This is a genomic window from Chloroflexota bacterium, from assembly GCA_016197225.1.
Taxonomy (GTDB): domain Bacteria; phylum Chloroflexota; class Anaerolineae; order Anaerolineales; family VGOW01; genus VGOW01.
Genome location: JACPWC010000031.1, coordinates 106,080 through 130,316 on the forward strand (window position 1 = coordinate 106,080; position 24,237 = coordinate 130,316).

17 protein-coding genes are annotated in these 24,237 nt (G+C 60.1%); 8 read left to right on the plus strand and 9 right to left on the minus strand.

Going from position 1 to position 24,237, the window contains the following annotated elements:
* Positions 1-5: 5 nt before the first annotated feature.
* The 6 genes from HYZ49_06005 to HYZ49_06030 all read right to left on the minus strand — a co-directional run bounded on the left by HYZ49_06005 (position 6) and on the right by HYZ49_06030 (position 8,654).
* Positions 6-1,280: a glycosyltransferase gene (locus tag HYZ49_06005; GenBank protein ID MBI3241832.1), complete on the minus strand. Its 1,275-nt coding sequence runs from the start codon at positions 1,278-1,280 to the stop codon at positions 6-8.
* Entirely contained in the window at positions 1,277-2,521 is a 1,245-nt protein-coding gene (locus HYZ49_06010) for a glycosyltransferase (protein ID MBI3241833.1), read from the minus strand. Before HYZ49_06010 ends, HYZ49_06005 begins: the two co-directional genes overlap by 4 nt.
* A gap of 407 nt (positions 2,522-2,928) precedes the next feature.
* Positions 2,929-4,242, minus strand: coding sequence for a S8 family serine peptidase (locus HYZ49_06015; GenBank protein ID MBI3241834.1), 1,314 nt, complete (start codon positions 4,240-4,242; stop codon positions 2,929-2,931).
* A 219-nt stretch (positions 4,243-4,461) separates the two neighbouring features.
* Positions 4,462-7,350, minus strand: coding sequence for a CHAT domain-containing protein (locus HYZ49_06020; protein MBI3241835.1), 2,889 nt, complete (start codon positions 7,348-7,350; stop codon positions 4,462-4,464).
* Positions 7,351-7,352: 2 nt separating this feature from the next.
* Entirely contained in the window at positions 7,353-7,982 is a 630-nt protein-coding gene (locus HYZ49_06025) for a carboxypeptidase regulatory-like domain-containing protein (protein ID MBI3241836.1), read from the minus strand.
* Positions 7,983-8,081: 99 nt separating this feature from the next.
* On the minus strand, positions 8,082-8,654 hold the full coding sequence (locus tag HYZ49_06030) for a sigma-70 family RNA polymerase sigma factor (GenBank protein MBI3241837.1): 573 nt from the start codon (positions 8,652-8,654) through the stop codon (positions 8,082-8,084).
* Positions 8,655-8,903: 249 nt separating this feature from the next.
* On the opposite strand from HYZ49_06030, the gene HYZ49_06035 reads away from it, so the two are divergent.
* Positions 8,904-9,437, plus strand: a complete 534-nt coding sequence (locus tag HYZ49_06035) for a hypothetical protein (protein ID MBI3241838.1) — start codon at positions 8,904-8,906, stop codon at positions 9,435-9,437.
* Between the two features lie 116 nt (positions 9,438-9,553).
* Here HYZ49_06035 and HYZ49_06040 read toward each other — a convergent pair whose 3' ends face one another.
* The 3 genes from HYZ49_06040 to HYZ49_06050 form a co-directional block, all read right to left on the minus strand.
* Positions 9,554-10,582 carry a pyridoxal-phosphate dependent enzyme gene (locus HYZ49_06040; GenBank protein MBI3241839.1) on the minus strand — a complete coding sequence of 343 codons (1,029 nt, stop codon included), beginning with the start codon at positions 10,580-10,582 and terminating at the stop codon, positions 9,554-9,556.
* An 81-nt stretch (positions 10,583-10,663) separates the two neighbouring features.
* Entirely contained in the window at positions 10,664-11,350 is a 687-nt protein-coding gene (locus tag HYZ49_06045) for a DUF1361 domain-containing protein (GenBank protein ID MBI3241840.1), read from the minus strand.
* Positions 11,351-11,427: 77 nt separating this feature from the next.
* Complete coding sequence (locus HYZ49_06050) at positions 11,428-12,582, minus strand: M28 family peptidase (protein ID MBI3241841.1); 1,155 nt, start codon at positions 12,580-12,582, stop codon at positions 11,428-11,430.
* Between the two features lie 133 nt (positions 12,583-12,715).
* On the opposite strand from HYZ49_06050, the gene HYZ49_06055 reads away from it, so the two are divergent.
* From HYZ49_06055 to HYZ49_06085, 7 genes are all read left to right on the plus strand, one after another.
* The gene (locus HYZ49_06055; protein MBI3241842.1) at positions 12,716-13,918 is read left to right on the plus strand and encodes an aminopeptidase P family protein; all 1,203 of its coding nucleotides are present in this window, start codon (positions 12,716-12,718) and stop codon (positions 13,916-13,918) included.
* 323 nt (positions 13,919-14,241) lie between these two features.
* Entirely contained in the window at positions 14,242-15,426 is a 1,185-nt protein-coding gene (locus HYZ49_06060; GenBank protein MBI3241843.1) for an FAD-dependent oxidoreductase, read from the plus strand.
* 86 nt (positions 15,427-15,512) lie between these two features.
* On the plus strand, positions 15,513-16,538 hold the full coding sequence (locus tag HYZ49_06065; GenBank protein MBI3241844.1) for a hypothetical protein: 1,026 nt from the start codon (positions 15,513-15,515) through the stop codon (positions 16,536-16,538).
* 195 nt (positions 16,539-16,733) lie between these two features.
* Positions 16,734-19,403 (plus strand): glucosidase, encoded by a 2,670-nt coding sequence (locus HYZ49_06070; GenBank protein MBI3241845.1) that lies wholly within the window; start codon positions 16,734-16,736, stop codon positions 19,401-19,403.
* A gap of 63 nt (positions 19,404-19,466) precedes the next feature.
* Positions 19,467-21,341 carry a glycogen debranching enzyme N-terminal domain-containing protein gene (locus HYZ49_06075; protein ID MBI3241846.1) on the plus strand — a complete coding sequence of 625 codons (1,875 nt, stop codon included), beginning with the start codon at positions 19,467-19,469 and terminating at the stop codon, positions 21,339-21,341.
* Between the two features lie 192 nt (positions 21,342-21,533).
* Positions 21,534-22,193 (plus strand): hypothetical protein, encoded by a 660-nt coding sequence (locus HYZ49_06080; GenBank protein ID MBI3241847.1) that lies wholly within the window; start codon positions 21,534-21,536, stop codon positions 22,191-22,193.
* Between the two features lie 9 nt (positions 22,194-22,202).
* Positions 22,203-24,119 (plus strand): S9 family peptidase, encoded by a 1,917-nt coding sequence (locus HYZ49_06085; protein MBI3241848.1) that lies wholly within the window; start codon positions 22,203-22,205, stop codon positions 24,117-24,119.
* The last annotated feature ends 118 nt before the right edge of the window (positions 24,120-24,237 follow it).

Below are 24,237 nucleotides of genomic sequence, written 5' to 3' on the forward strand. Positions count from 1 at the left end.
CCGAATCAGTGGGCGGCCTGAAATTGCGCGTACGCAACCGGCGTGTGGAACGCTTGGGTCGAAGTTGACCCGGCCAGCCAGTAATGAAGCACGGCCACGTTCTGGCGCACGTCGAACTCGCGCTCAACCTTGCGCCGCGCCGCCGCCGAAAACCGCTCGCGCAAGGCCGGGCTGACGAGCAAACGGTCCAGGGCGCGTGCCAGCGCCGCCGGGTTGTTTTGCGGCGTGAGCAGGCCGTCAACATTGTCGTCAATGATCTCCGGCACGCCGGTCACGTCGGTGGAGATGACGGGCAGGCCGGCGGCCATGGCTTCGAGCAGAACGGTGGGCAGGCCGTCGCGGTTGCCGTCCTGGCCGACGATGCACGGGAGGGCGAACACGGTCGCCCGACGGTAGGCGGCCAGCACTTCGTCCTGTGGCCGCGCCCCGACCAGTTTCACTTGAGATGACAAACCGAGTTCGGCGATCAACTTCCTGAGTTTTCCTTCGAGCGAGCCGTTGCCGATGATCTCGCACCGGAATGACGAGCCGTGTTCGGCCAGCAGGGCGCAGGCGCGGATCAAATCTTCCCAGCCTTTCTTTTCGATGAGGCGGCCCACCCCTAGAATCAGGTTGGGTTCGCGCGGTGTGGCCGGGTTGGGGCGGAACATTTCCAGATCAATGCCGTTGAAGAGGCGGCGAATGTCGCCAACGCCTTCGGGCGTCAGGTCTTGCAGGTAGAGGCGGTTGAACTCGCTGACGGTGACGACGAAGCGGGCGGCTCCGATCTTTTGGCGAAGGGAGTCGATGTTAACATCGCGATGATAAATGTCTTTGGCGTGAGCAGTGAAGCTGTAGGGCGTGCCAATAAGATCGTGGACGAGGCCGGCGACGCGAGTTGCGCTGGTGGCGAAGTGGGCGTGAACGGCGTCTACCGGGTGGCGGAGCAGGTGGTCGGCGATGAAGCCGGCTTTGAGAAAGTATTTGAGGCGGGCTTCAAAGTCATCGTCTCTGGCCGTGAGAACGTTGCTCAACACACGCAGATAGCGCGAGCGATCCGCTTTGAAGAGGGCGCGATGGGCGGGCAGAAACTTTTCGGCCTCGGCCAGCGGAAACTCTGGCGTGTAGATGACCTGCGCCTGCACCCGGGCCAGGCTGGCATGAAAGCGTCCGTCGTTGGGCCGGTGGAGCGAATAGATGCGGACGTTCAGGCCCTGGCGCTCCAACTCCAGAATTTCGTTGACGACGAAGGTCTCCGAAAAGCGCGGATACATCTTGACGAGATAGGCAATGGTCGTCATGCGGCAACTCTTTCAAAGAAGGCTTCGGCATTGACGGTTTGCCGGGTGTGGCTGGGAAGCGAAGGCGGGGCAACCAAGTCGGTGATGGCCCGGCCCACGCGCGAGAGGCCGTTCATGTCCAGCATCCGGGCGGGGCGCGGCTCGGCCAGGGCCGACTCGATCTCGGCGGCCAGCCGTTCGGGCGAGAGTTGCTCGGGCATCAACATGCGGGCCAGGCCGCGCGCGGCCAGCCGTTCGGCGCGCAAAAGTTGTTCGGTGCGCGGGCGGGTGCGCGGAACAAGAAGCGAACGCGCGCCCAGGGTGAGAACTTCGCAAACGGTGTTGTAGCCGGCCATGCTGATCACCAGATCAGCCGCCGCCAGATAACTGCCGAGATCGGGCGTGAACTCGACGATAGTCAGGTGGTTGGCGCGAGCGGACTGGCGCAGAAGTTTGCGCTTGCTGTGAGGCATGAGCGGGCCGGTGACGATCAGGCTATGAAACGGCGCGCCGCCGGGCCAGTTGCCGAGCATTTCCAAATATGCCTGGATGATTTCGTAACCATCGCCGCCGCCGCCAACGGTGACCACGACGAAGGGGTTGTCGCCAATGCCCAACTCGCGGCGGACGACTTCGGGACTGCGTTTGGCGTCGGCGCGGCCCAGGTAGCCGCATTCGATCAACTTGGCCTCGGCGCTGGCCGACATGCCATAAACCTCAACCGGATCAAAAATGTTGCGTTCGCCGTAGAGCAAAATGTGATCGTAGACTTCGTCGTGGAGTTGCGGCACGCCCGACGCTTCCCATTCGGCGCGGGTGGCGCCGGCGTCGTCTTCGATGTCGCGCATGCCCAGCACCAGTTTTGTTTCCGGCGACCAGGTTTTGAGATAACGCAGGGCCGGGAGCATTTCGCCCTGCACGCCGGCGGGGGACTTGTCCACCAGCACCAGGTCGGGCTTGAAAGCGGTGACGGCCTGATGAATCATTTGAGTGCGCCAGGCCATGGTTTCGTTGAGCGTCAACGGCAGAGCGCGCGACTGATACTTGCCGCTGGAGCGTTTGCTGAGGGCGGGTAACTTGATCATGTCCAGCCGGGGCGGCAGACCAAATGCGCCGGCCACCATCGAGCCGGTGATGAGCAACTGGCTGGCTTTCGGCAAATCGGCGGCCACTTGCCCGGCAATGGCTAAACTACGGCGCAGGTGGCCGAGGCCGTAGGTGTCGTGCGAGTACAACATGATACGAGCTTTATGAGAAGACATAAATGTTATCCAAACAGTTTTAGATTGTAATCGGCAAGTGGTTATCTAATAGTCGCTTAACAAATACGGAAGTTATGGCGTTTTGGATATATGTTGGTTTTGTTACAGAGAAGTAACAATAACCGTAGCGTGTTGCTAAACGCCTGCGACAGATGATTGACCATGTTTAAGAATGCTTAAACCCATCATGAAAAATACCAGCCAGTTGATCGAAAAGTGCTGGTCATTAATTTTGGGCAATGCGTTTTGCTCTATGGCGAGAGTTGGTTTAAATGACAAGAGACGTGTGGGAGTCACGTCTCTTGTCTACAACGGGGGAACCAGAGGACTGGGGATTGTTGAAAGATACAATGAACGGTTTGGTTAGTAGGTTTTCTTGTTCATTTTCTAATTTCCTTTGGCGATTGTTACTGGACGCAACTAAGGCCCATCAGGCCACGGTTGGAAGCGGGCAAGGGGTTAGTGAAGAGGCGTTCGAGGCTGGCCCCGATGTCGGCCTGGCCCTGGCCCAGCTGTCCGTCGAATTGTGGATTGAGCTTATCCAAAGAATGGGCGACGCCACCCATCAACAGGGCAATCTCGCGCACATTGAGGCCCGGCGCGGCGCTGTGAATGAGGGCGGCCTGCCCGGCCACAAACGGCGCCGCCATTGAAGTGCCGCTCCACCAGGCGTAACCATCTTTCGGGAATGTGCTGTAGATCGATTCTCCCGGCGCGGCAAAATCAACGCCCCCGCTAAAATTTGCAAAGTCGGATTTTATAGAGCCTGGGCCGACAGCCGTCACCGAAAGCGCGCATTCATTGGCGGCGGGGTATTGGGGCTCCTTGCTGTTCAAGTTGCCGGCGGCGGCCACCACCACCACGCCGTTGCGAGTGGCTGTTCGAATTACTTCCTTCAACATATCCGATTTTGATGGCGTGCCCAGGCTGAGGTTGATCACATTGGCGCCGTTGTGAATGGCGTACATGATCGCTTCGGCAACCGTGAAGACATCGCCGTTGCCGTCCGTATCCAGCACGCGCAACGGCATAATCTGCGCCTCGGGCGCAACCAGGTGAACAATGCCCGCTACGTGCGTGCCGTGCCCGGCGGCTTCATCGGCCACGCCATCGCCATCGCCGTCCAGGCCGCTGAAAACGTCGTCGGGCACATCATCGCCGTCAATAAAATCGTGGCGAGCGGCAGTGAAGCTGGCGGCCAGCGCCGGGTGATCGAGTTGCGCGCCGGTATCAATGACGGCGACCACAACGCCTGCGCCCCGGCTGATGACCTGTGCCTGCGCCAGGCCAAGCAGGTCGGCGGCATATTGACTGGAGTAAGGCGCGGCGTCCATGCCGCCCCAGCGCGAGATGCCGCGCGGGTCGGCTTCCGGCGCCTGGCCGAGAAAGTTCAGTTCGACAAACGACAATCTCAGATCAAGCTCTATTGTCTCTGCTAATATCTGAGCGTCTTTGCCGGGCGGCGTTTGTAATAGATAGATGCCGTCAGCGGGAGCGAGTGATTTGAGAGTTGTGGTTTGGTAAGTGGCGTTGATGTCGTCAACAGTAGCGCCGGCAAGTGGATTAAGTTTGATGACGATTTCACCTGCTCTAAAACCGCCGCCCTCGGCGGCAACGACGCCCACCGGGCTGGCATGAACAAGGCCAAGCATTAAGGCAACAAAAATTGCGCTTCGTGACGCGACATTGATCAGATGCCGCATAATTGTTTGGGTTTTCATTCAAACAGACTCCCCGCTGATTGATTTATGTTGCAACTTACTAAAATGTCGGCAATGCCCCCAAAAAGTTACGGTTCAGACAGAATTTGCCTGAATAATTGCTTCCGGCTAAAGCGTCAGCCAGAACAATTTTTCTGCTGTTACTTCACCTCTTTCAATAGATATGCCTACATTTGAGCCGAAAAATACGTGGCAACCGCCGATTTGCAGGGGAGGCTTTTAGCGTTGCCCCACCAGAACAAATGGCGCCCAATAATAGGGGTGAGGGTGGACGGCTTTAAGGGAAAGTTGCGCGGCCCGCAGGGCCGCCGCCCGGCCTGTGCCACGCTTCAGTTGTTCGTACCAGTTCCCCATCAGAGTCATGGTGGTTTCGTCCTGCACCAGCCACAGGCTAACGACCAGGGTTGAAGCGCCGGCGCCCAGGAACGCCCGCGTCAGGCCAATAATCTCGTCGCCGGCCATCACCTGGCTTCGCCCCGACTCGCAGGCGCTCAACGTCACCAGCGCGCCGCTGAGTTCAAACTGCATGGCGTCAACGGCCATCAGCCAGCCATCGTGCAACCGTAACGAGGAAAACATAGGGTTGTCGGCGCGAAAGAGACCATGACACGCCAGGTGCAGGACGCTGCACCCTGAGGCTTCGGCCTGAAGAGCGGCAAGTGTGGCCTCCGTCTCGCGAGTGCGAACCGTAACGCCGTCAAGGTGCTGGGCAACGGCTTTGGCTTCTGCCGCCGCCGCCGGGATCAGCGAGTCGGCTACCCCGAACACCAATGCTTTGCGGGCAGGCGGCGCAGTTCGTTTCTGGCATAGCGCCCACACCGTCAGGCTTGGCGCGTACGAGATTTCGAATCGGTCAATCAGGTATTGCTTGCCGTCGAACAGAGCATGGAAGGGCACCTGGTGCAAAATGCCGTGAGGCACGACGACGAGTTTGGGCGGCGAGGCGGTTTCACCGGTCGAGCCGGCCCAGATCGTTTCCAGCGGCGCGATCAGTTCATCATAAAGCGCGGCCAGCACACGTTGGGTTGATTGCTCAAGCTGGGGCATATGCCGGGCCACAAAGCCCGGCCCGGCCCGGAAGCGTTCCCACTGCATCGCCAGCTTTTGCGCCAGCTTTTGCGCCGAACTGGCCAGGCCGAGGCGGCGCGCAACCTTGAGCTTGCCGCGAATGCCAACGAAAGCCAGAACTTCATCGCCGCAAATGTAGTAGGTGACCAAAATCGCGTCCGACGGAAGTTGTTGTTGCAACGCCTCAGGCGTGAGCGGGCCATCGAACTGCCCGGCTGGCGCGGGCGCGGCGGCGGTCACTTGCAGGCGCAGACGGCTGATCTCCTGCTCCAGCTTGACGGCGCGTCCGTAAAGTTCGGAGAGCGCGGCTTTGCCCTGACCGCTTAACAATTCGTTATAGACTGACTCTAGCCCGGCTTGCTTCAACTGAAGTTGAGCCGCCAGTTCGGGATCGGTGGGGATGGCCGCCCTGGCGTCCACCACGCCGGTGAGCAAGTCCACCAGCGCCCGCGACTTGGCGCGCTCGGCTACGGCAAAGGCCTGCCAGGTGTTTTCTTCGCCGCCGCGAGCCAGATGGAGTTGCACCAGGTCTTCGTAAGCGGCGGTCTTGTCGCGCACAAAAGAAGTGCGCGCCATTTCCTGCGAGAGGATGCCGCGCAATTGCTCGATCTCGTCCACTGCCGTCTGCAAAACTTTTTGCGCTTCCTGATCCTGGTTGAGCAGTAAATGCAGGTGGCCGAGCCGCTGGTTGAGGCGCGCTCGCAAGTGTGGCAGGGCCAGGCGGTCGGACAGTTTTCTGGCTTCGCGCAAGTGCGCCTGAGCATTGCCGGTGTTGGGCAGGAGCAGGTCGGCAATGCGAATGTGAGCATACACTTGTTGCACCGGCCAATCGTCGCCGGAGACGAGAGTCAACGCCCGGCGAGCCGTCGTCAGCGCCGCGCCGCGGTCGCCGCGCGCGGCCAGCAAAGAGGCCTGCTCCAGCAACACGCTCGAAAGCAGGGGCGTGTTGTCAGCGGCAGAAAACAGGCTCTCGGCCTGAGCCAAAATTTGCCCGGCTACTTCAAACTGCGACTGGGCAATGAGGGCCGACCCCATGCCCCACAAGGCCCGCGCCCGGTCGTGGGTCATGCCGGCGGCCTGCAACAAACCGTCGGCTTCGCGATAAGCGGCCAAAGCCTCGGCGTACAAGTTGAGGGCCAGGTAAGCGTCGGCCATGTCGAGCAGGAGGACGTGCTTGTCGGCCAGCGCCTCCAGCGGCGCAAGCAGGCGGCGGGCGCGCTCAAAGGCCTCGAGGCCGCGCGTGTAGTTGCCCAACAAAAGATGAGCGTCGCCGATGTTGATCTGGGTTTGAGCGTGGAACAGGGCCAGGTCGGCTTCGGCAAAGATGGAAGCCGCCGCCTCGAAGGCGGCCAGCGCCTCGCGTCCCCGGCCCAGACTCAAAAGCACAATGCCCCGGTTGTTGCTAATGTCGCCGATTCGGTCGCTCATGTCGAGCGCGAGAAAGATCGCCTCGGCGGCGGCATAGGCGGCCAGCGCCTCGTCGTAGCGGCCCATTTGCTCGTAACACCGGCCCGTGTTCTGGTAAGCAGTTGCGGCCACCAGGCCGCGCTCCGGCGAAGCTTTGGCGGCCTCAGGTTGGCTGGCGGCTTCAAGGTTATCCAGAATCACTTTGCCAGCGTCGAGGGCTTCTTGATAGCGGCCTAACTCCTGAAGCACGTGAATGAGGCCGAGATTGGTGCGCAAGGCATCCAGCTCCTGCCCCAGCGCCTTGTAACCTTCGCGGGCGGCGGCGATCAGGTCAAGGGCGGCGTCGTATTCGGCGTTGATGGCGTGGGTTTGGGCGCGAATGTAGGTGGCGCGAGGAATGACGTTTGGGGCGTGGATGATTTGGGCGGCCTCGGCGCCGAGGTCGGCCAGCCGCCGCGCCTTGCCGGGGTCGCTTCCGGCGAGATAGGCGGCCTCATCCAACAACTTCAATAGACCGCCGGCGTCCAACAAGTTCGCCGAACGCAAAAAGGCCGACTGTTGTTCCACAGTCGGCTGGGCGAGTAGACTCTCTATGATCTGCGGGCTTATGTCCGAGTCATCATCATCAGGCATTGCTACAAATTGAGTTCGACCGGCGCGATCAGAATTTCGGCCTGCTCGGCGCTTAAGACAATTTCGTATACGCCGGGCGGGATGGCCTCGAAGGCAAACTCGCCTAGTTCGTCGGTGGTGGTCAGGCCAAACTCGGCGGCCTCACGCAGGAGTTGAACGCTGAAGTTGCCGCTGGCGGCCTGCTTGCCGGGGAAAACCTGGCCGGTGATGTCGAGATGCTTGTCGTAGAGGCGAGGCTGGACATTTAGAGCAATGTCGGCGATCTCGGTTGAATAGATGAGTTGCCGTTGCGAGCCTTGAGCGCCGGCGGAGCGCAAACCGGTGGCGGCAAATTGCGCTTCGCTGTCGAGGGTGAGTGAGGCAATTAGGCGCTGGAAGAAGCTAGGCCCGCGTTGTTCACGCGCCAGGGTTTCAAAGCGCCGAATGAGTTCGGCCCTCACTTCGGGCGGCGGGGCGGCCAGGGCGGTGGCGGCGCTGGCTGTGGCAAAGGCTCGTAACCAGTTCAGGTCCGCCTGGGTGGCTTCGTCGGCGGTTGCCACTTGCCTGGCAACGGTGGCGGCTTCCTCTTCAGAAAGGCGGCCATCCACCCAGTCTACCAGGCGCTCAAAGTTAAGGGCATCGGAATTTGGCATGTTGTCTCCGGCAAAGGTGTCAGTCATTTGGTGTAGTCAGTGATAAATGCCCATTCCCAGGCTGGAAAATACACCCAGATGCCGCCGCCTCAAGGTGGGTTACGACTCCTGTAGAACCTGCTTCAGCCGTTCCAGGCACCGGGCGCGGGTGGGGCCGACACTGCCGACCGGAATGCCCAGGCGGCTGGCGATTTCGGCGTACGAAGGCTCCTGCGAGTCGAAGTAGAGGGCCAGCAGAATCATCCGGCAACGCTCGTTGAGCTGGGTTAATCCCTGATCCACCCATTGCGTCATTTCCCACCGGTCAATTGGATCGTTGCCGGGCTTGCCCAGCGCCGAGACCGTTTCGACAAAATCATCGTCGTCGGTGGTAACTTCTCGGTTAGCCCGCCGGAACAAGCGCCAGGTGTGCCGCCGGGCCACCGTGGTGAGCCACGCGCCGAGATGGCTGTCTTCGCGCAAATCATTTAGCCGTTGCATGAGGATGGTGAACGTAAGTTGAGTCACGTCGGCGGCGTCTTCGCGGCTGAAGCCATAATGAAGTGGAACGGAAAATACCAGGCGCTCATATTTTTGCAGGACGCGCTCCCAGGCCCCAACATTGCCTTTGCGACAAGCCAGGATCAGTTCCCGATCCGAGTCGGTTAGAGTGTCAGAAGAATTCTCGATCACGTGTTTGGGTAGCCAGGCCTTTCACCTGGGCGGCTGGCGGTTCATTGTAACGGCTAATTGAAGGCTGTCAAATCAAAGCGTAAAGGAAGGAACGAAGCGGCGGCTACCCTTTTGACCAAAAGGGGCCAAAAGAAGCGCCGGCTGTTTTTATCAACCTCTAATTGGTTCTAAACACTTTCTGTATACGCCTCAAGTATTCTGCAACCAACAAAACGCGCCGGCGCAATCCGGCAATTTACGGAGGTAAACATGTTGAAGTTCATTCGGAATGTAGGGGTTATAACGCTGGTGGCTGTGTTGACGGTGGTGGGCATTGGCGCTCTGGCAAATACTCTGCCGGCGGCGGCATCACAAACCCAACAGGATACAACAGTTGATCACGGCGGGCGTGGCTTGTGCGGGCAGGCGGGCTTGGAGGCCGCCGCCAAGACATTGGGCCTGACGGCGGATGAGTTGACCACCCAGTTGTGGGCCGGCGAGAGCCTGGCCAACCTGGCAGACAAAGCCGGCGTTAAGTTGCAGGATGTTCAGGACGCCGTCACCGCCGCTTGCCAGGAGGCAACACGCAGCTCGATTGAGCAAGCCGTGACCGATGGCACGCTGACTCGCGACCATGCCGATTGGTTGTTGGAGGGCCTTGAGAAAGGTTACTGGGGCGGCGACGGTGGCTTTGGGTTTGGCCCGCGCGGCGGTGGTTTCGGCGGACGGGGCGGCTTCGGCCAACACCCGTTCAACCACACGATTCCGCCGACCAGCACGCCCACCAGCGGTAGTGGCGCCTGATCTCCCAGACTTCCGAAGTCTTGAAGACTTCGGAAGTCTAGTTTGCTCTAGAAGAACGAGCGTTGCCAAACAGAGGCAACTTCGCACTTTAACAACCTGTCTCAAGTCGCGTCGCGCTACGATGTTGCCCACAAAGTCGGCATGCCGCCAGTGTGCAAGAAAACGGCGTGTTCGCCCGGCTTCCATCGCCCCTGCCCGCTTCGCGCTAAATCCACCAACCCCGCCATCGCCTTCGACGAGTAGACCGGATCGAGCACCAGCCCTTCCTGCCTCGCCACAAGCCGCATCGCGTCTTGCGATTCTGGCGTGGGGCGGGCGTAAGCTTGGCCGACGTAAGTTCGCTCGATCATCGGCACATCGGCGGCAGTGAACTTGCGCGACTGGCCGAGCAGGGCGCAAATCTCTGAAGCAAGTGAGGCAATGGACGCCGGGAAGGCCCGCCACAACTTGCCCACGTCAATGCCGAGCACGTTGTGTTTGCTACCTGCCAAGTGAAACCCGGCCATCAGCCCGGCCAGTGTTCCACCTGTGCCAACCGCAGTGACAATTGTGGCCTGCTCGACGCCACGCTCGCGCAACTGCTCTTCGATTTCCATCGCCGCCAGCACGTAGCCCAAACAGCCAACGGGGGTGTGGCCGCCGACGGGCATGAAGTAGAGTCGCTTGTCCCACAGAGACGGCGTCACCTGCGCCACCCAGCGCACCAACCGCACCGACTGCTCCAACGTCATCGAAGGCTCGTCGCTTTGGCCGAAGGGGATGAAGTGTAGATGCGCGTCCATCAACTCGTTCAACAACAAATTGCCTTCCAGCTTTTTGGGACGGGAGGCGAAATAGAAGCAGTGCGGTTCGAGGCCGAGCGCCCGCGCCCCGGCGGTCATCTGCCGGGCGAAGTTGGATTGCAGTCCGCCAAACGTAGCCACGGCAGTTGCCTGGTGCGCTTGAGCTTCGCCAAACAAAAATTCCAGCTTGCGAGTCTTGTTGCCGCCCATCGCCGGGCCAACAGCATCGTCGCGCTTCACCCACAGAGTCGACCCGCCCAGCGTTTGAGTTAAGTGGGGCAGTGGCTCTAGCGGCGTGGGGAAATGGCCGAGGCGGGCACGGGGGAAAGAAGAGAGGCGGGAAGTGAATGCTGGTGGAGTCACGCAAAACGACAAGCGACAGGCACAGCCCGCGAAAAGCGTGCGAGCGTCAAACGACAAACGATAAGCGTCAAACGTCAAAAGCTACTCTTGGATATGCTCGCGGTGTTGAATGGATGTGAACGTCCAGTAGCAGGCAAACAAGAGCGTGGCGAACACAAATGCGAAGCCAAAGGTGCGAACGTGATCGAAGGGATTGAGAACGCGATCAATCACATCAGCCAGCACGCTGTATGGATTGAAGAACAAGTCCCAACTGTTCCAGCGCAGGAAGCGGCCCATGTAAACGCCGAGGCCGCCCAGCCCCAGCGCCCCAAGCGCGAACAGCCAGCCGAGGATGCGGCCCAGGTGCGCTTGCGCCAACGTTTGCATATTGCTGAGTGAAGCAATTGCCAGCAAGCAACCCGTCCAGGCGAAGGTTGCCAGCATAGTCAGATCGTACCAGAACGAAACCGGCGGGCGCACGGCCAGATGCACAAAGTCGGTGACGAGGTAGGGCGCGTTGGGGAAGAAGATGAACCAGATCGCGCCGGGCAGGAGCAAGGCCCACCAGCGTTGGGGCGCGTTGCGGTGCAGGTGCGCCGCCCACAAACTGCACAGGTAAGGTATCCAGGCCAGGAATAGATTCCAGATCAGGAAGCGGTAAGTCCAACTGTGGCTCAGGTAAACGCGCCCGGCAAACAGGCCAAAGGCCAGCCCGCTCGACAGCAACATCGGGTAAAGCAGTTGATTGGCAAAGAAGCGATGGGTTCGATATAGAGTCTCAAACATAGCGCGGCTTCCAGCCGCAACCAAAAACGATCCACGAGGCGCAAGGATAAAGCCAAACCCGGAAATTTGCTTGACGGTCAAGCGATGATTTCCCGCGCCACCCCCGATTTTGCCAGCTTCTCAGCAACTTCTAATGCCACTTGCCCCGCTTGGGCGAAGCCTCTCACATTCAACTTATCTGCCGTATCGCCAGCCGTGTGAACAGAGAGCGACGCCTTGCCAAGCGTGACCAGCGTAACCGCGTCGAAGCCGTGTTGAGCAAACGGAATGTGATCGAACAACACGCCGACCCAGGCGAATCGACTCAGGGGCGACCGCCGCTCGTTTCCAATTTGCGTGATGAGGCCGGCCAACCGTCCGATACGATTGCGCGAGTCGGCGTAATACAGTTTGCCAGCCACGCCTACGCCGTCGAAGTTGAGCACGAACAGACCGCCGCCTTCAGCCTGCTGGCGCAAAACAGATTCGTTGCGCCTCACAAAAGCCGCCGCGCCCATCACCGCCATTTCTTCGGCGCTCGTAATCAAGACAATCACGTTCAAGCCTTGATGCTCGGCCAGACACTCGGCCAGGTGCAGAACCAACCCGGCTCCCGAAGCGTTGTCAATCGCGCCAGGCGACTCGTTGCCCGAATCGGGGACGAGGAAGACGAGGGGCAAGCCGACGACGATCACGGCCATGCCAACGATGGCCGCCGTTGCCTCTAGCCCCAACAGAGTCAGGGCGGCAAAGGCCACGCCGCCGCCGAGGACGACGACGAACATCATCATGCGAACCAGGAGCGGGACGCGCTGGCTCTTCGAGTCATAGTGAGCGACGAGATACAAGCTGGGCAAAGAAGAGTCGCTTGGGCGCGTGGCGAGAATGTTAGAAGCCGCCGCCCAGCCAGAGGCGGCTGAACCGGAGTCGGGCCTGACCGAGACGGCTTCCACCAGGCGATTGAGCCGCTCAAAGAGCAAAGCCAGTCCCAGAATCATAATCGCCGCCCAGGGCGCGAGCCTGCTATTCCAAATCGCAAGCGCGATCAACAACAGGCTGAGTCCGACTTCGACGGCAATGGCGGTGTTGACGCCGGTAGTGAAGCTGAAGGGTTGAAGCTCGGCCTGATAGCCAAAGCTTTGCAGGCGGGCGACAAGTTCACGAGCGACGACGTCCTCTTCGCCGGAGCCAACGCGGCGCGGGCGGGCCATCTGGCTGGCGTAACGCAGAGCAGTTTCGGGGTTGAATCTCACTGATCTCTTTTTTGTTTTTTTATCTGCGTTCATCAGCGTTTATCCGCGTCCTAATTTCTTGGCCTGTGCGGTTACCTTTGCAGTTTAATAGGTGTATCATACTCCTGTAAGACGATTTCTCAAGGAGGCCGCCATGCCGACTTCAATCAATATCCCGCCTGTCGAGTTCGAGGCCCGCGCCGCCAGACTGCTTGAGCACGTTCAGGCGCAGGGTTTGAGTGGCGTGGTTCTGTTTGACAGCCACTACATTTTATATTTCACCGGCTTCGCCTTCATTCCTACCGAGCGCCCGATTGCCTTTGTGATGAACGCCAAAGGCGAGAAGGCCATGTTCGTGCCGCGACTCGAACTGGAACACGCCAAAGCCAGGACCGGCTTCGAGCGCGTGGATCACTACGTCGAGTATCCGCACGAACCGCACCCGATGGAAACCTTTCGCAGGGTGCTGATCGAAATGCGAGTGCTGGGGCGGAGCAAGATCGGGGCGGTGGGAGTTGATCACGACGGCTACCCCTGGATTTTCGGGTATCGCGGCCCGTCGTTGAGCGAGTTGGGCGGCGACAATGTCGTGCATCTCAACGCCTTCATCGAAGACCTGATGATGGTCAAGAGCAAAGCTGAAATTGCATTGATCCGCGAGAGTGTGAAGTGGGGACATTTGGCGCATCGCCTTTTACAGAAGTATACGAAGGCCGGCGCGACCGAAACCGAAGTGAGCCTGCGCGCCAGCCACGAGGCCACGCTGGCGATGCTGGACACGATTGGGCCGTTATATCGCGCCCAGAGCATGTACGGCGACGGCCCCTCGGCGGGTTATCGCGGCCAGATCGGGCGCAACGCCGCCATTCCGCACGCGCTGGCCAATAACATCATCTTTCAGGAAGGCGATGTGCTGGTGACGGGCGCCGGCGCGCCGATGTGGGGCTACAACTCGGAGTTGGAGCGGACGATGATCGTGGGCCAGCCGAGTAACGATCAGCGGCAGATGTTTGACTACATGAAGCAGGCGCAGGAGACGGCGTTTGCGGCCATGTTGCCCGGCGCGAAATGCTCGGACGTGGACAGGGCGGTGCGAAAGTTTTATGAAGAGAACGACCTGATGAAGTTCTGGAAGCATCATTCCGGCCACGCCATCGGGTTGCGTTATCACGAAGGGCCGTTTTTGGATGTGGGCGATCACACCGAGTTGAAGCCGGGGATGGTCTTTACGGTGGAGCCGGGTCTGTACGCGCCCGAACTGGGGGGCTTCCGCCACTCAGACACGGTGCTGATTGCTGAAGACGGGCTGGAAATTATGACCTACTACCCGCGCGATCTGGAAAGCTTGATCATTTAAAACAAGCCGCCGCCGCGATCAAACAATTGCCGTCAGCGGCACTCCTGGCCTTTTTCTCTGGCATCGCCGCGTTAATAGCGGGCGTTCTCCTCACCACGCTTGAAGTCTGAGTCTCCACCGGGCCATCGAATACGAAATCAGTCGCGTTTCGGCGTTGGGCAAATGGAATTTTCTCAACACCGTAACACTTTCAGCTTATCCAAGACTGTATTTCAAGCGCCTCATTTGAATCGTAAGGCTCTACCAGATTTAACGAGAAACCCAATCGTAAGCAAAAATTCAAACGTAAGACCTTCGTTATTATTTTCGAGGAGACTACAACCATGTCACACACAAACCTCACTGTTTACGGCGCTGTCTGGTGCGAAGACTGCAAGCGGGCCAAGAAGTTCCTCGGCGAGCAACGAGTCCACTACAACTGGGTGGACATCGAACAAAACGCCGACGGCCTGGCCCTGGTCGAGCGCGTGAACAAGGGCAAGCGCATCATCCCCACCATCGTCTTTGACGACGGCGGCGCCCTGGTCGAGCCAAGCAACGCCGACCTGGCCGCCAAGCTTGGCCTGCAAACCCGGGCCCGGATGGCTTATTACGACTTGATCTGCGTTGGCGGCGGCCCGGCCAGCCTGACGGCGGCGCTTTATGCCGCCCGCGAAGGCCTGGAGGTGCTGGTCATCGAGAAGAGCGGCCTGGGCGGCCAGGCCGGAGTCACCGAGCGGCTCGAAAACTTCCCCGGCTTCCCCGACGGCATCGGCGGCGCTGACTTTGCCGACCGGCTCACCCGGCAGGCCCGGCGTTTCAATGTGGAGTTGCTACAGGCGCAGGAAGTCGTCGAGATTCGTGAGGAAGAAGAATCTGTCTACGTGAAGACGGCCGACGGCAACGAGTACGGGACTAAAGCAGTTCTTGTCGCCACCGGCTCCACCTACCGCCGCCTGGGCGCGCCCGGCGAAGAGGATTTGATCGGGGCCGGCATCCACTTTTGCGCCACCTGCGACGGGCCGTTTTACAGAGGCAAGCACATCGTCGTCGTCGGCGGCGGGAACAGCGCCGGCGAAGAGAGTCTGTTCCTGACGCGCTTCGCCGACAAGGTGACGATCCTGGTACGCGGCGAAGAGATGACGGCCAGCAAGGTGGTGATTGACAAGGTCAAAGAGAATCCGAAGATTGACCTGCGGCACAACACTGAAGTTGTGGAGTTTCATGGCGAGAATGGCAAGTTGAGCGCCGTCACCATCAAGAACGCCAAGACCGGTGCAACCGAGAAGCTGACGCCCGCCGGGGCCTTTATCTTCATCGGCCTCAAGCCCAACACCGGCTGGCTTCCCTCCGGCATCAAACGCGACATGTATGGCTTCATCGAGACGAATGCGATGCTGGAGACGACGATGAAGGGCGTGTTCGCCGCCGGCGACTCGCGCAAGGGCAGCACCAAGCAGGCGGCCAGCGCCGTCGGCGAGGGCGCAACAGCGGCCTTGATGGTCCGCGAATACCTCAAAGGTGTCTAGTACCGCCGAGGGTCGGCGCCGGCCCAACGTTTGGCATTTTTTTGACGCAAAAAAAATCACAAAAAGAAACTAGGAGATTACCCCAAATGACAACCTTATTTAGAACGGCAAAGCGATTTGCAGTGTTGATGATCGCTTTAGCCCTCAGCCTCACCTTAATTGCCCCGTTGGCCGTTTCCGCCGATTCCGGCGGGCGCACGCTCTTCATCAAGAGCGCGGTCGAAAACCCCGGCGACACCGTCACCCTCCCGCTCTACCGGGGAACCAGCCACGGCCAGACCGTGTGGTACATCGTGCTTGATGCTTCAGATGGCAGTGCGGCCAAGTCTTTTGGCGTGAACCGTTCACAAAAGCTGAACAACGCCAAAGGCACCGCCGCAGTGCAAAAAGTTAGCGTCGTGAACGGCGTGATTGACTTCCCGGCGACGGTGGATTTCAGCCCGGTGCGAAACGTGGTGCCCGGCCCGACCGGCTTTCCGCCCAACGCGGCTGACCCGGGCGCGATTGGCGAGACCGGTTACAGCCCGTTGATTGAATTGCCCAATGGCACGATTCTGAATGCGCCTCATATTGCCAACTGGAGTGGCCAGGCCGACAAGATTGTTGCGCTCGACACGGCCAACGGCAAGGTTATCTATCAGGAGACGAACGGCTTTTCGGGTGGCAAGGCTGTCAAGTACGTCTCTACCGATGCCTCTAACCCGGCGGTCGCCGCGCTGGAAAACGTGACCTTCGCTCCGGCACTGGCCGCGGCCCCCTTCGCCGGCGGCGATGGAACCGACTCGGCTCGCGCCACCCTGGTCGCTTTTGTCAACGGCCAGACCGGCGCGAACAACCCGCAACGCCAGGGCTTGAACTCGGCTCTGCTCGATGGGCTTGATCCGTTGAACGTGTTGGCCTGGAGTCCGAATCAGGGCCGCTACAGCCCGCTGTGGGACGTGCATCCCGCCGCCTGGACGGATGCCGCCATCGCCAGCGGCCAGAACCTGCGCCAGGACGACTTTGGCGATATTCGGAATCTGGTCGAGCACGGGTTGATCACCGGCCCCGGCGGCGCTCCCTTTGGCCCGGCGGATTTCGTAGTGAACTGCCCCATTGTCAGCTCCGATTAGCAATCTGCCAACTTTGAATCGCATCGTTGTAGTCTAGCCCTTGTGGGCGACGGGCGCGCACAAGGCGCTGGACGACGCAGGAATTTTGCGAGATGCAAGTAGAGACGCCGCACTTCATGTTATAGTGTCGGCGTCTCTATTTATAGCGCGGGCTTGTAACTGCTCGCCGCTTGTTCCTTTGTCGCCGGGAGGGAAATGATGACTGCTGAACACAACCGACTCCAAACCGGCGGCGACGCCTGGCGCAAGTGGGGGCCATACCTGAGCGAGCGCGCCTGGGGCACGGTGCGCGAAGATTACAGCCCTCACGGCAACGCCTGGGAATTCTTCCCGCACGACCACGCCCGCTCGCGCGTCTATCGCTGGAATGAGGACGGTCTGGCCGGACTCTCCGACGACAAGAGCCGCTTGTGTTTGGCCCTGGCCTTGTGGAACGGCAAAGACCCGATCCTCAAAGAACGCCTCTTTGGCCTGACCAATTCCGAAGGCAGTCACGGCGAGGATGTCAAAGAGTATTACTTCTACCTCGACAGCACGCCCACGCACAGCTACCTGAAGATGCTGTACAAGTATCCGCAGGCCGAGTTCCCTTATGCTCGACTTGTAAATGAAAACAGAGGCCGGAACAAGCACGGGCTTGAGTTCGAGCTGGTAGACACCGGCGTGTTTCACGAGAGCCGCTACTTCGATGTGTTTGTCGAATACGCCAAAGCCAGCCCCGACGACATTCTGATTCGTATCACCGTCGTCAATCGCGGCCCGGAAGCCGCGCCTCTTCACCTCCTGCCCACGCTCTGGTTTCGCAACACCTGGGGCTGGGGGCGAGACGACCACCGCCCGGCGCTGGCGGCGATGGATGAGTCATCTGTCAAAGCTGATCATCCGATTTTGGGAAGCTATCATCTTTATTGTGGCCACGCCCGCTTCGACGACGGAAAGACGGTTGCCCCGACTCTCCTCTTCACCGAAAACGAGACCAACACCGAACGCCTGTGGGGTGTTCCAAACAAAACGGCCTTTGTCAAAGACGGCATCAACAACTACGTCGTTCACGGGCAGGCCGATGCCGTTAACCCGGAAAAGGCCGGGACGAAGATGGCGGCTCATTATTCAGTGACGGTTGAACCGGGGAAGTCGGCGGTGGTGGAGTTGAGGCTGAGGGAGACAAACGTCAACCGTCAACCGTCAAACGATCCCTTCGCCAATTTTGATTCGATCTTTGCTCAACGCCAACGCGAAGCCGACGAGTTCTACGACGCCGTTCAAGCTAACGTAGTTGGCGACGAGATGAAGATGATTCAGCGGCAGGCGCTGGCCGGAATGTTATGGAGCAAGCAGTTCTACCACTACATTGTTGACCAGTGGCTCAAGGGCGACCCCGGCCAGCCGCCGCCTGCCGAGCGCAAGAATGGCCGCAACCGCGAGTGGCAACATCTTTATAACGAGCGGGTGATGTCCATGCCCGACAAGTGGGAGTATCCCTGGTATGCCGCCTGGGATTTGGCCTTCCACTGCATCCCGCTGGCGATGGTAGACCCGGAGTTTGCCAAGAGCCAGCTTGATTTGCTTTTGCGCGAATGGTATCAGCACCCGAACGGGCAAGTGCCGGCTTACGAGTGGGCGTTCGGCGACGTGAACCCGCCGGTGCTGGCCTGGGCCGCCTGGCGCATCTACAAAATGGAGAAGAAACATTTCGGCGTGAGCGACCGGATGTTTCTGGAGCGCGTCTTCCACAAGTTGATGATCAACTTCACCTGGTGGGTGAACCGCAAAGACTCGGAGGGCAACAACGTCTTTCAGGGCGGCTTCCTGGGCCTCGATAACATTGGCGTGTTTGATCGCAGTTCGCCCCTGCCCACCGGCGGCCACATCGAGCAGAGCGACGGCACAAGCTGGATGGGCATGTTCAGCCTGAACATGATGGTGATGGCCCTGGAACTGGCCCTGACCAACCCGGTCTACGAAGACATCGCCACCAAATTCTTTGAGCATTTTCTGTTCATCGCCGACGCCATGAACAACCTCGGCGGCGAGGGCATTCCGCTTTGGAACGAAGAAGACGAATTCTTCTACGACGTTTTGCATTTGCCGAACAGCTACAACCTGCCAATGAAATTGCGCTCGTTCGTCGGCCTCATTCCGTTGTTCGCCGTCGAAACGCTGGACCCGAAATTGCTCGACGCCCTGCCCGGCTTCAAGGCCCGGCTGGAGTGGATGCTGACTCACCGGCCCGACCTGGCCCGCCTCGTCTCGCGCTGGCAGGAGCCGGGCGCAGGCGAGCGCCGTTTGCTGGCGCTGGTGCGCGGCCACCGCATGAAACGCCTGCTCAAGCGCGCCCTCGACCCGGGCGAGTTCTTGAGCGATTACGGCGTGCGCGCCCTGAGCAAGGTTCACGAACAGACTCCGTACACCCTTCAGGTTGACGGCTCCACCTACACCGTCAGCTACGAGCCGGCCGAGTCGCGCAGTGGCCTGTTCGGCGGCAACTCCAACTGGCGCGGCCCCATCTGGTTCCCGGTCAACTACCTGCTCATCGAATCGATCCAAAAGTTTCACCACTACTACGGCGACGACTTCCTCGTCGAGTGCCCCACCGGCTCCGGCCAGTTTCTCACCCTCAAGCAAATCGCCGACGCGCTTTCACAGCGCCTCATTCGCATTTTCACCCGCGACGGCGACGGCAAGCGCGCGGTCTTCGGCGGCCAGGAAATTTTCCAGCGCGACCCGCACTGGCGCGACCACATCCCGTTCTACGAATACTTTCACGGCGACAACGGGGCGGGAATTGGCGCCAGCCACCAGACCGGTTGGACGGGGCTGGTGGCGAAGTTGATTCAACAGCAGGGTGGGAGGCACGATGAGTAGCGCGTATTGCGTATTTCGTATTCCGTGAATACGCCCTACGCAATACGCACTACGTAATACGCTATGCTCGACTTCGGGCGCGACGTTTGCGGTGACTTATCAACGGCGGCCAGAAAAGAGTGGCTGGTGACCAACGGCCTCGGCGGCTTTGCTTCGGGAACAGTGGGCGGAGTGCTGACCAGGCGGTATCACGGACTCTTGATCGCCGCCATCAACCCGCCCCTGGGCCGGACCCTGCTCGTCGCCAAACTCGATGAGGCCGCCTCTTACGGGGGAAACGATTACCCGCTCTTCGCCAATCGCTGGGCAGGCGACGTTGTCAACCCTGAAGGTCATCGCAACCTCGAGCGCTTCCACCTCGAAGGCACGACTCCGGTTTGGACGTTTGCGCTGGCCGATGCTCTGCTCGAAAAGCGAATCTGGATGGAGCAAGGCGCGAACACCACTTACATTCAATATCGTTTACGCCGGGCCGGCGGGCCGCTGACTCTCGCCGCTAAAGTCCTGGTCAACTATCGCGACTATCACGGCGCAACTCAGGGCGGCGACTGGCAGATGTTGATTACCTCGGTGCCTCACGGCTTGCGAGTGATTGCCTACGACGGGGCAACGCCGTTTTACCTTTTAAGCGACCGCGCCGGCGTGGCCCAAAGCCACGACTGGTACAAGAACTTTTCGTTGAGCGCCGAGAAATCTCGCGGCTTCGACGGCCTCGAAGATCATTTGTGCATCGGCGAGTTCCGGGCCACGCTCCAGCCCGGCGAGACTCTCACCTTCGTCGCCAGCGTCGAAGCCCGGCCCAGCCTCGACAGCGCCGCCGCTTATGCCAGACGCCGGGACTATGAACAAGCATTGCTCCCAAACGACTCTGACTTGGCAGAAAACCTGTCGCTTGGAACAGAACCCACCATTGCGGCCATCTCTTCCCTGCCCCCACGCCCGCTCGCTCCGCCGCAACTCTATCTCGCCGCCGACCAATTCATCGTCAGCCGCGCCACCCCGGACGATCAGAATGGCAAGACCATCATCGCCGGCTACCCCTGGTTTGGCGATTGGGGCCGCGACACGATGATCAGCCTCCCCGGCCTGGCCCTGTCTACTGGCCGTTTCAAAATCGCCCGAAGCATTCTTCGCACCTTCGCCCGCTTTGTGAGTCAGGGCATGTTGCCCAACCGCTTCCCGGACGCCGGCGAGACGCCGGAGTACAACACGGTGGATGCGACGCTTTGGTATTTTGAAGCCATTCGCGCTTATTACGAAACAACTGACGACGACGAACTATTGCGCGAACTCTTCCCGATCTTGAAAGATATTGTGAACTGGCACGTTCGCGGCACGCGCTACCAGATTCACGTGGACGCAACCGACGGCTTGCTTTACGCGGGTGAGGCCGGTGTGCAGTTGACGTGGATGGATGCCAAAGTCGGCGATTGGGTGGTGACGCCCCGAATCGGCAAGCCGGTGGAGATCAACGCCTTGTGGCACAACGCCTTGCGCGCCCTGGCCGGCTTCGCCCGCCGCCTCAACGAACCGGACACTTACACGGCAATGGCCGACCGTGTTCAGGCGAGCTTCGGCAAGTTCTGGTTTGAGATCGGCGGCTATTGCTACGATGTGATTGACGGGCCTGACGGCAACAACGCCAGCCTGCGCCCCAATCAACTATTCGCCGTCTCACTGCCTCACAGCCCGTTGAGCGCCAAACAGCAAAAGGCCGTCGTGGACACCTGCGCCCGGACTCTGCTCACCTCACACGGCCTCCGCAGTCTGGCTCCGGATCATTCAAGTCTTGAACCGCTTATTCACCACCTCAACGATCACGGCTTGGGGAGCGTCAGCGAAATTTTCGACGGCGACCCGCCGTTCACCCCGCGCGGCTGTTTCGCCCAGGCCTGGGGTGTGGCCGAGTTGTTGCGGGCCTGGCAGGAAGTGAGCTGATAAAATTCGCGGTCAGACACCTGGTGTCTGGCGGCGGTTGCCCTCTCTCCACAGGTTGGGATATACTTTCGTCACCCAATCTGCGATGAATAGCAAGCTTTACTTTCAGACCAGTCAAGCCAGACAACGGATTTAGCGAATCCATCCGTCGAATTCGCCAAATCCGTTGTCTCTATTAAGCAGGAGCCATTCATGAACATTGACGAGACCAACTTTCCAACGGTAGCCGGCTGGGAAGGTGAATTGATGCGGGCGACCGGCATGTTGTCGGTGCCGGGCGAGCGTTTGCCGGCCTTGAGTATCAGCAAGCCCGTCTGGTGGAGCGATCAGACATTGATGGGTGAAGGGTGGACGCCGCCCGCCACCGGGAGACGGTACGGCCTGACTCGCTTCGCTTATTCAATCCGGCCCGCCGAGCGCCAGTCGGTGCGCTACGTGGACATCGTTGTCTATCTTCATGCCAAAGGTGATGGCTTGCGGCCCGTCGTCTTCGACCTGCTTCCCAAGGCGGCCAAAGAAGAGCAGGCCGGGACTCTAACGGTGGGTATCAGCCCCGATTTCAAATTCGTCGCGCCTGAGAATGCGCCGGCGGCCCTCAGCCTGCGGCAAAACATTCTGGCGGTGACCGCCGACGGCCTGGGCGAGAATGCCGCTCACTGGGCGTTTGCCGTGCGCTCGACGACGCCGCTGGCCGGAAGCCAGGCGACGTACATCATCGTCGAACTGATGCCGGGCGTGGAGGCCGCTCGCGCCAGCCTGCAACTGGTGGCCGAGATTGACACACCTTACGGCCCGGTGCGCGGCCTGCTCCCCTCCAGCCAGCGCAACGCGCTGAGTTGGGTGTTGGAGTAAGAGGGCAGTATGCAAATCGCGCCTTACGGCTCATGGAAATCGCCTATCACCTCGGACTTGATTGTGTCGGAAAGCGTCAGGCTTGGGCAACTGATGCTGGACGGCGATGACATTTACTGGGTTGAGATTCGACCACAAGAGAAAGGGCGATACGTGATCGTGCGGCGGACGCCGGACGGGGTCGCCGCCGATGTGAACCCGACCCCGTTCAACGCCCGCACCCGGGTTCACGAATACGGCGGCGGCGCTTACCTTGTAGCCGATGGCGTCGTGTACTTCTCCAACTTCGCCGATCAACGGTTGTATCGGCAGCAACCCGGTTCCCCGCCAGAGGCGCTCACCCCTGAAAAAGAGTGGCGCTATGCCGACGCGATCCTGGATCGCGGACGCAACCGCCTGATCTGCATCCGTGAAGATCACACTGATCCGAGTCGCGAAGCGGTGAACACGGTAGTGGCCGTCTCACTGGAGACGGGCGAGTCAACCGTGCTGGCCTCGGGCAACAATTTTTATTCGTCGCCCCGCCTCAGCCCGGACGGCAACCGCCTGGCCTGGCTGACGTGGAACCATCCGAACATGCCCTGGGATGGCACGGAGCTGTGGGTGGGTGAGTTGGACAGTAGGGGCGCGGTCACCGCGCCCCTACAAGTGGCGGGCGGCCCGGCAGAATCCATCTTTCAGCCGGAGTGGTCGCCAAGCGGCGTCTTGCACTTCGTCTCGGATCGCACCGGCTGGTGGAATCTGTATCGGCTGAAGAATGATCAGGTTGAAGCCTTGTGCCCGATGGAGGCCGAGTTCGGCGGGCCGCAGTGGGTGTTCGGCCTGTCGCTGTATGCGTTTGCGGGCGGGGCGATTGTGTGCGCTTACGAGAAGAACGGCAACTCGCATCTGGCGAGTTTGGATCCGGGCACGCTGAAGCTGGAGCCGATTGAATTGCCGTACACTGAAATTTTGCGCGTGAAGGCCGGGAACGGATTTGTGGTGTTGGGAGTCGAGTCGCCGACCGAGCCTGGCGCCCTGGTGTGGCTCGACCTGGCCACGAATCGGATCGAAGTTCTGCGCCGCTCAAGCAACCTGACGATTGATCCTGGCTATCTGTCAATTCCGCAAGCGATTGAGTTCCCGACCGAGAACGGCCTGACGGCGCACGCGATCTTTTATCCGCCGACGAACCGGGACTTCAACGCGCCTGAGGGCGAGAAGCCGCCTCTGCTGGTGATGAGTCATGGCGGCCCGACGGGAGCCACCTCGACAGCCTTCAATCTTGGAGTTCAATATTGGACGAGTCGCGGCATCGCAGTGGTTGACGTGAACTACGGCGGTAGCACGGGCTATGGCCGCCAGTACCGCCAGCGCCTCAACGAGCAGTGGGGCGTGGTGGATATGAACGACTGCGCCAACGCGGCGCTGTATCTTGCGGAACAGGGATTGGCAGATCGAAACAAGTTGGCCATCACCGGGGGAAGCGCCGGTGGTTATACAACCCTGTGCGCCCTCACCTTCCGCGACGAGTTCAAGGCCGGGGCCAGCCACTACGGCGTCAGCGATCTCGAAGCGTTGGCGACGGACACCCACAAATTTGAGTCGCGCTACCTCGACAGCATGATTGGGCCGTATCCGGCGCGGCGCGACCTGTACATTGAACGCTCGCCGATCCATCATACCTACAAGCTGTCCTGCGCCCTGATTCTGTTTCAGGGGTTGGAAGACAAGGTCGTGCCGCCGAGCCAGTCGCAGAAGATGTTTGAGGCGGCGCGGGCCAAAGAACTGCCGGTGGCCTACGTGGCCTTCGAGGGCGAGCAACACGGTTTCAGGCAGGCGGCCAACATCAAGCGCGCCCTGGACGGCGAGTTGTACTTCTACTCAAAGGTGTTCGGGTTTGAGTTGGCGGAGGCGGTGGAGCCTGTTGAAATCGAGAATCTGTGATCAGCAGGGCGAGCTATCTAATCCGCCCCATCCCATCATTCTGGAGTTTCCCATTGTTCTGCTGGGCGGCATCCCAGGTAGAACAACGGATTTCCCGAATTAGGCGGATCGTGATCCG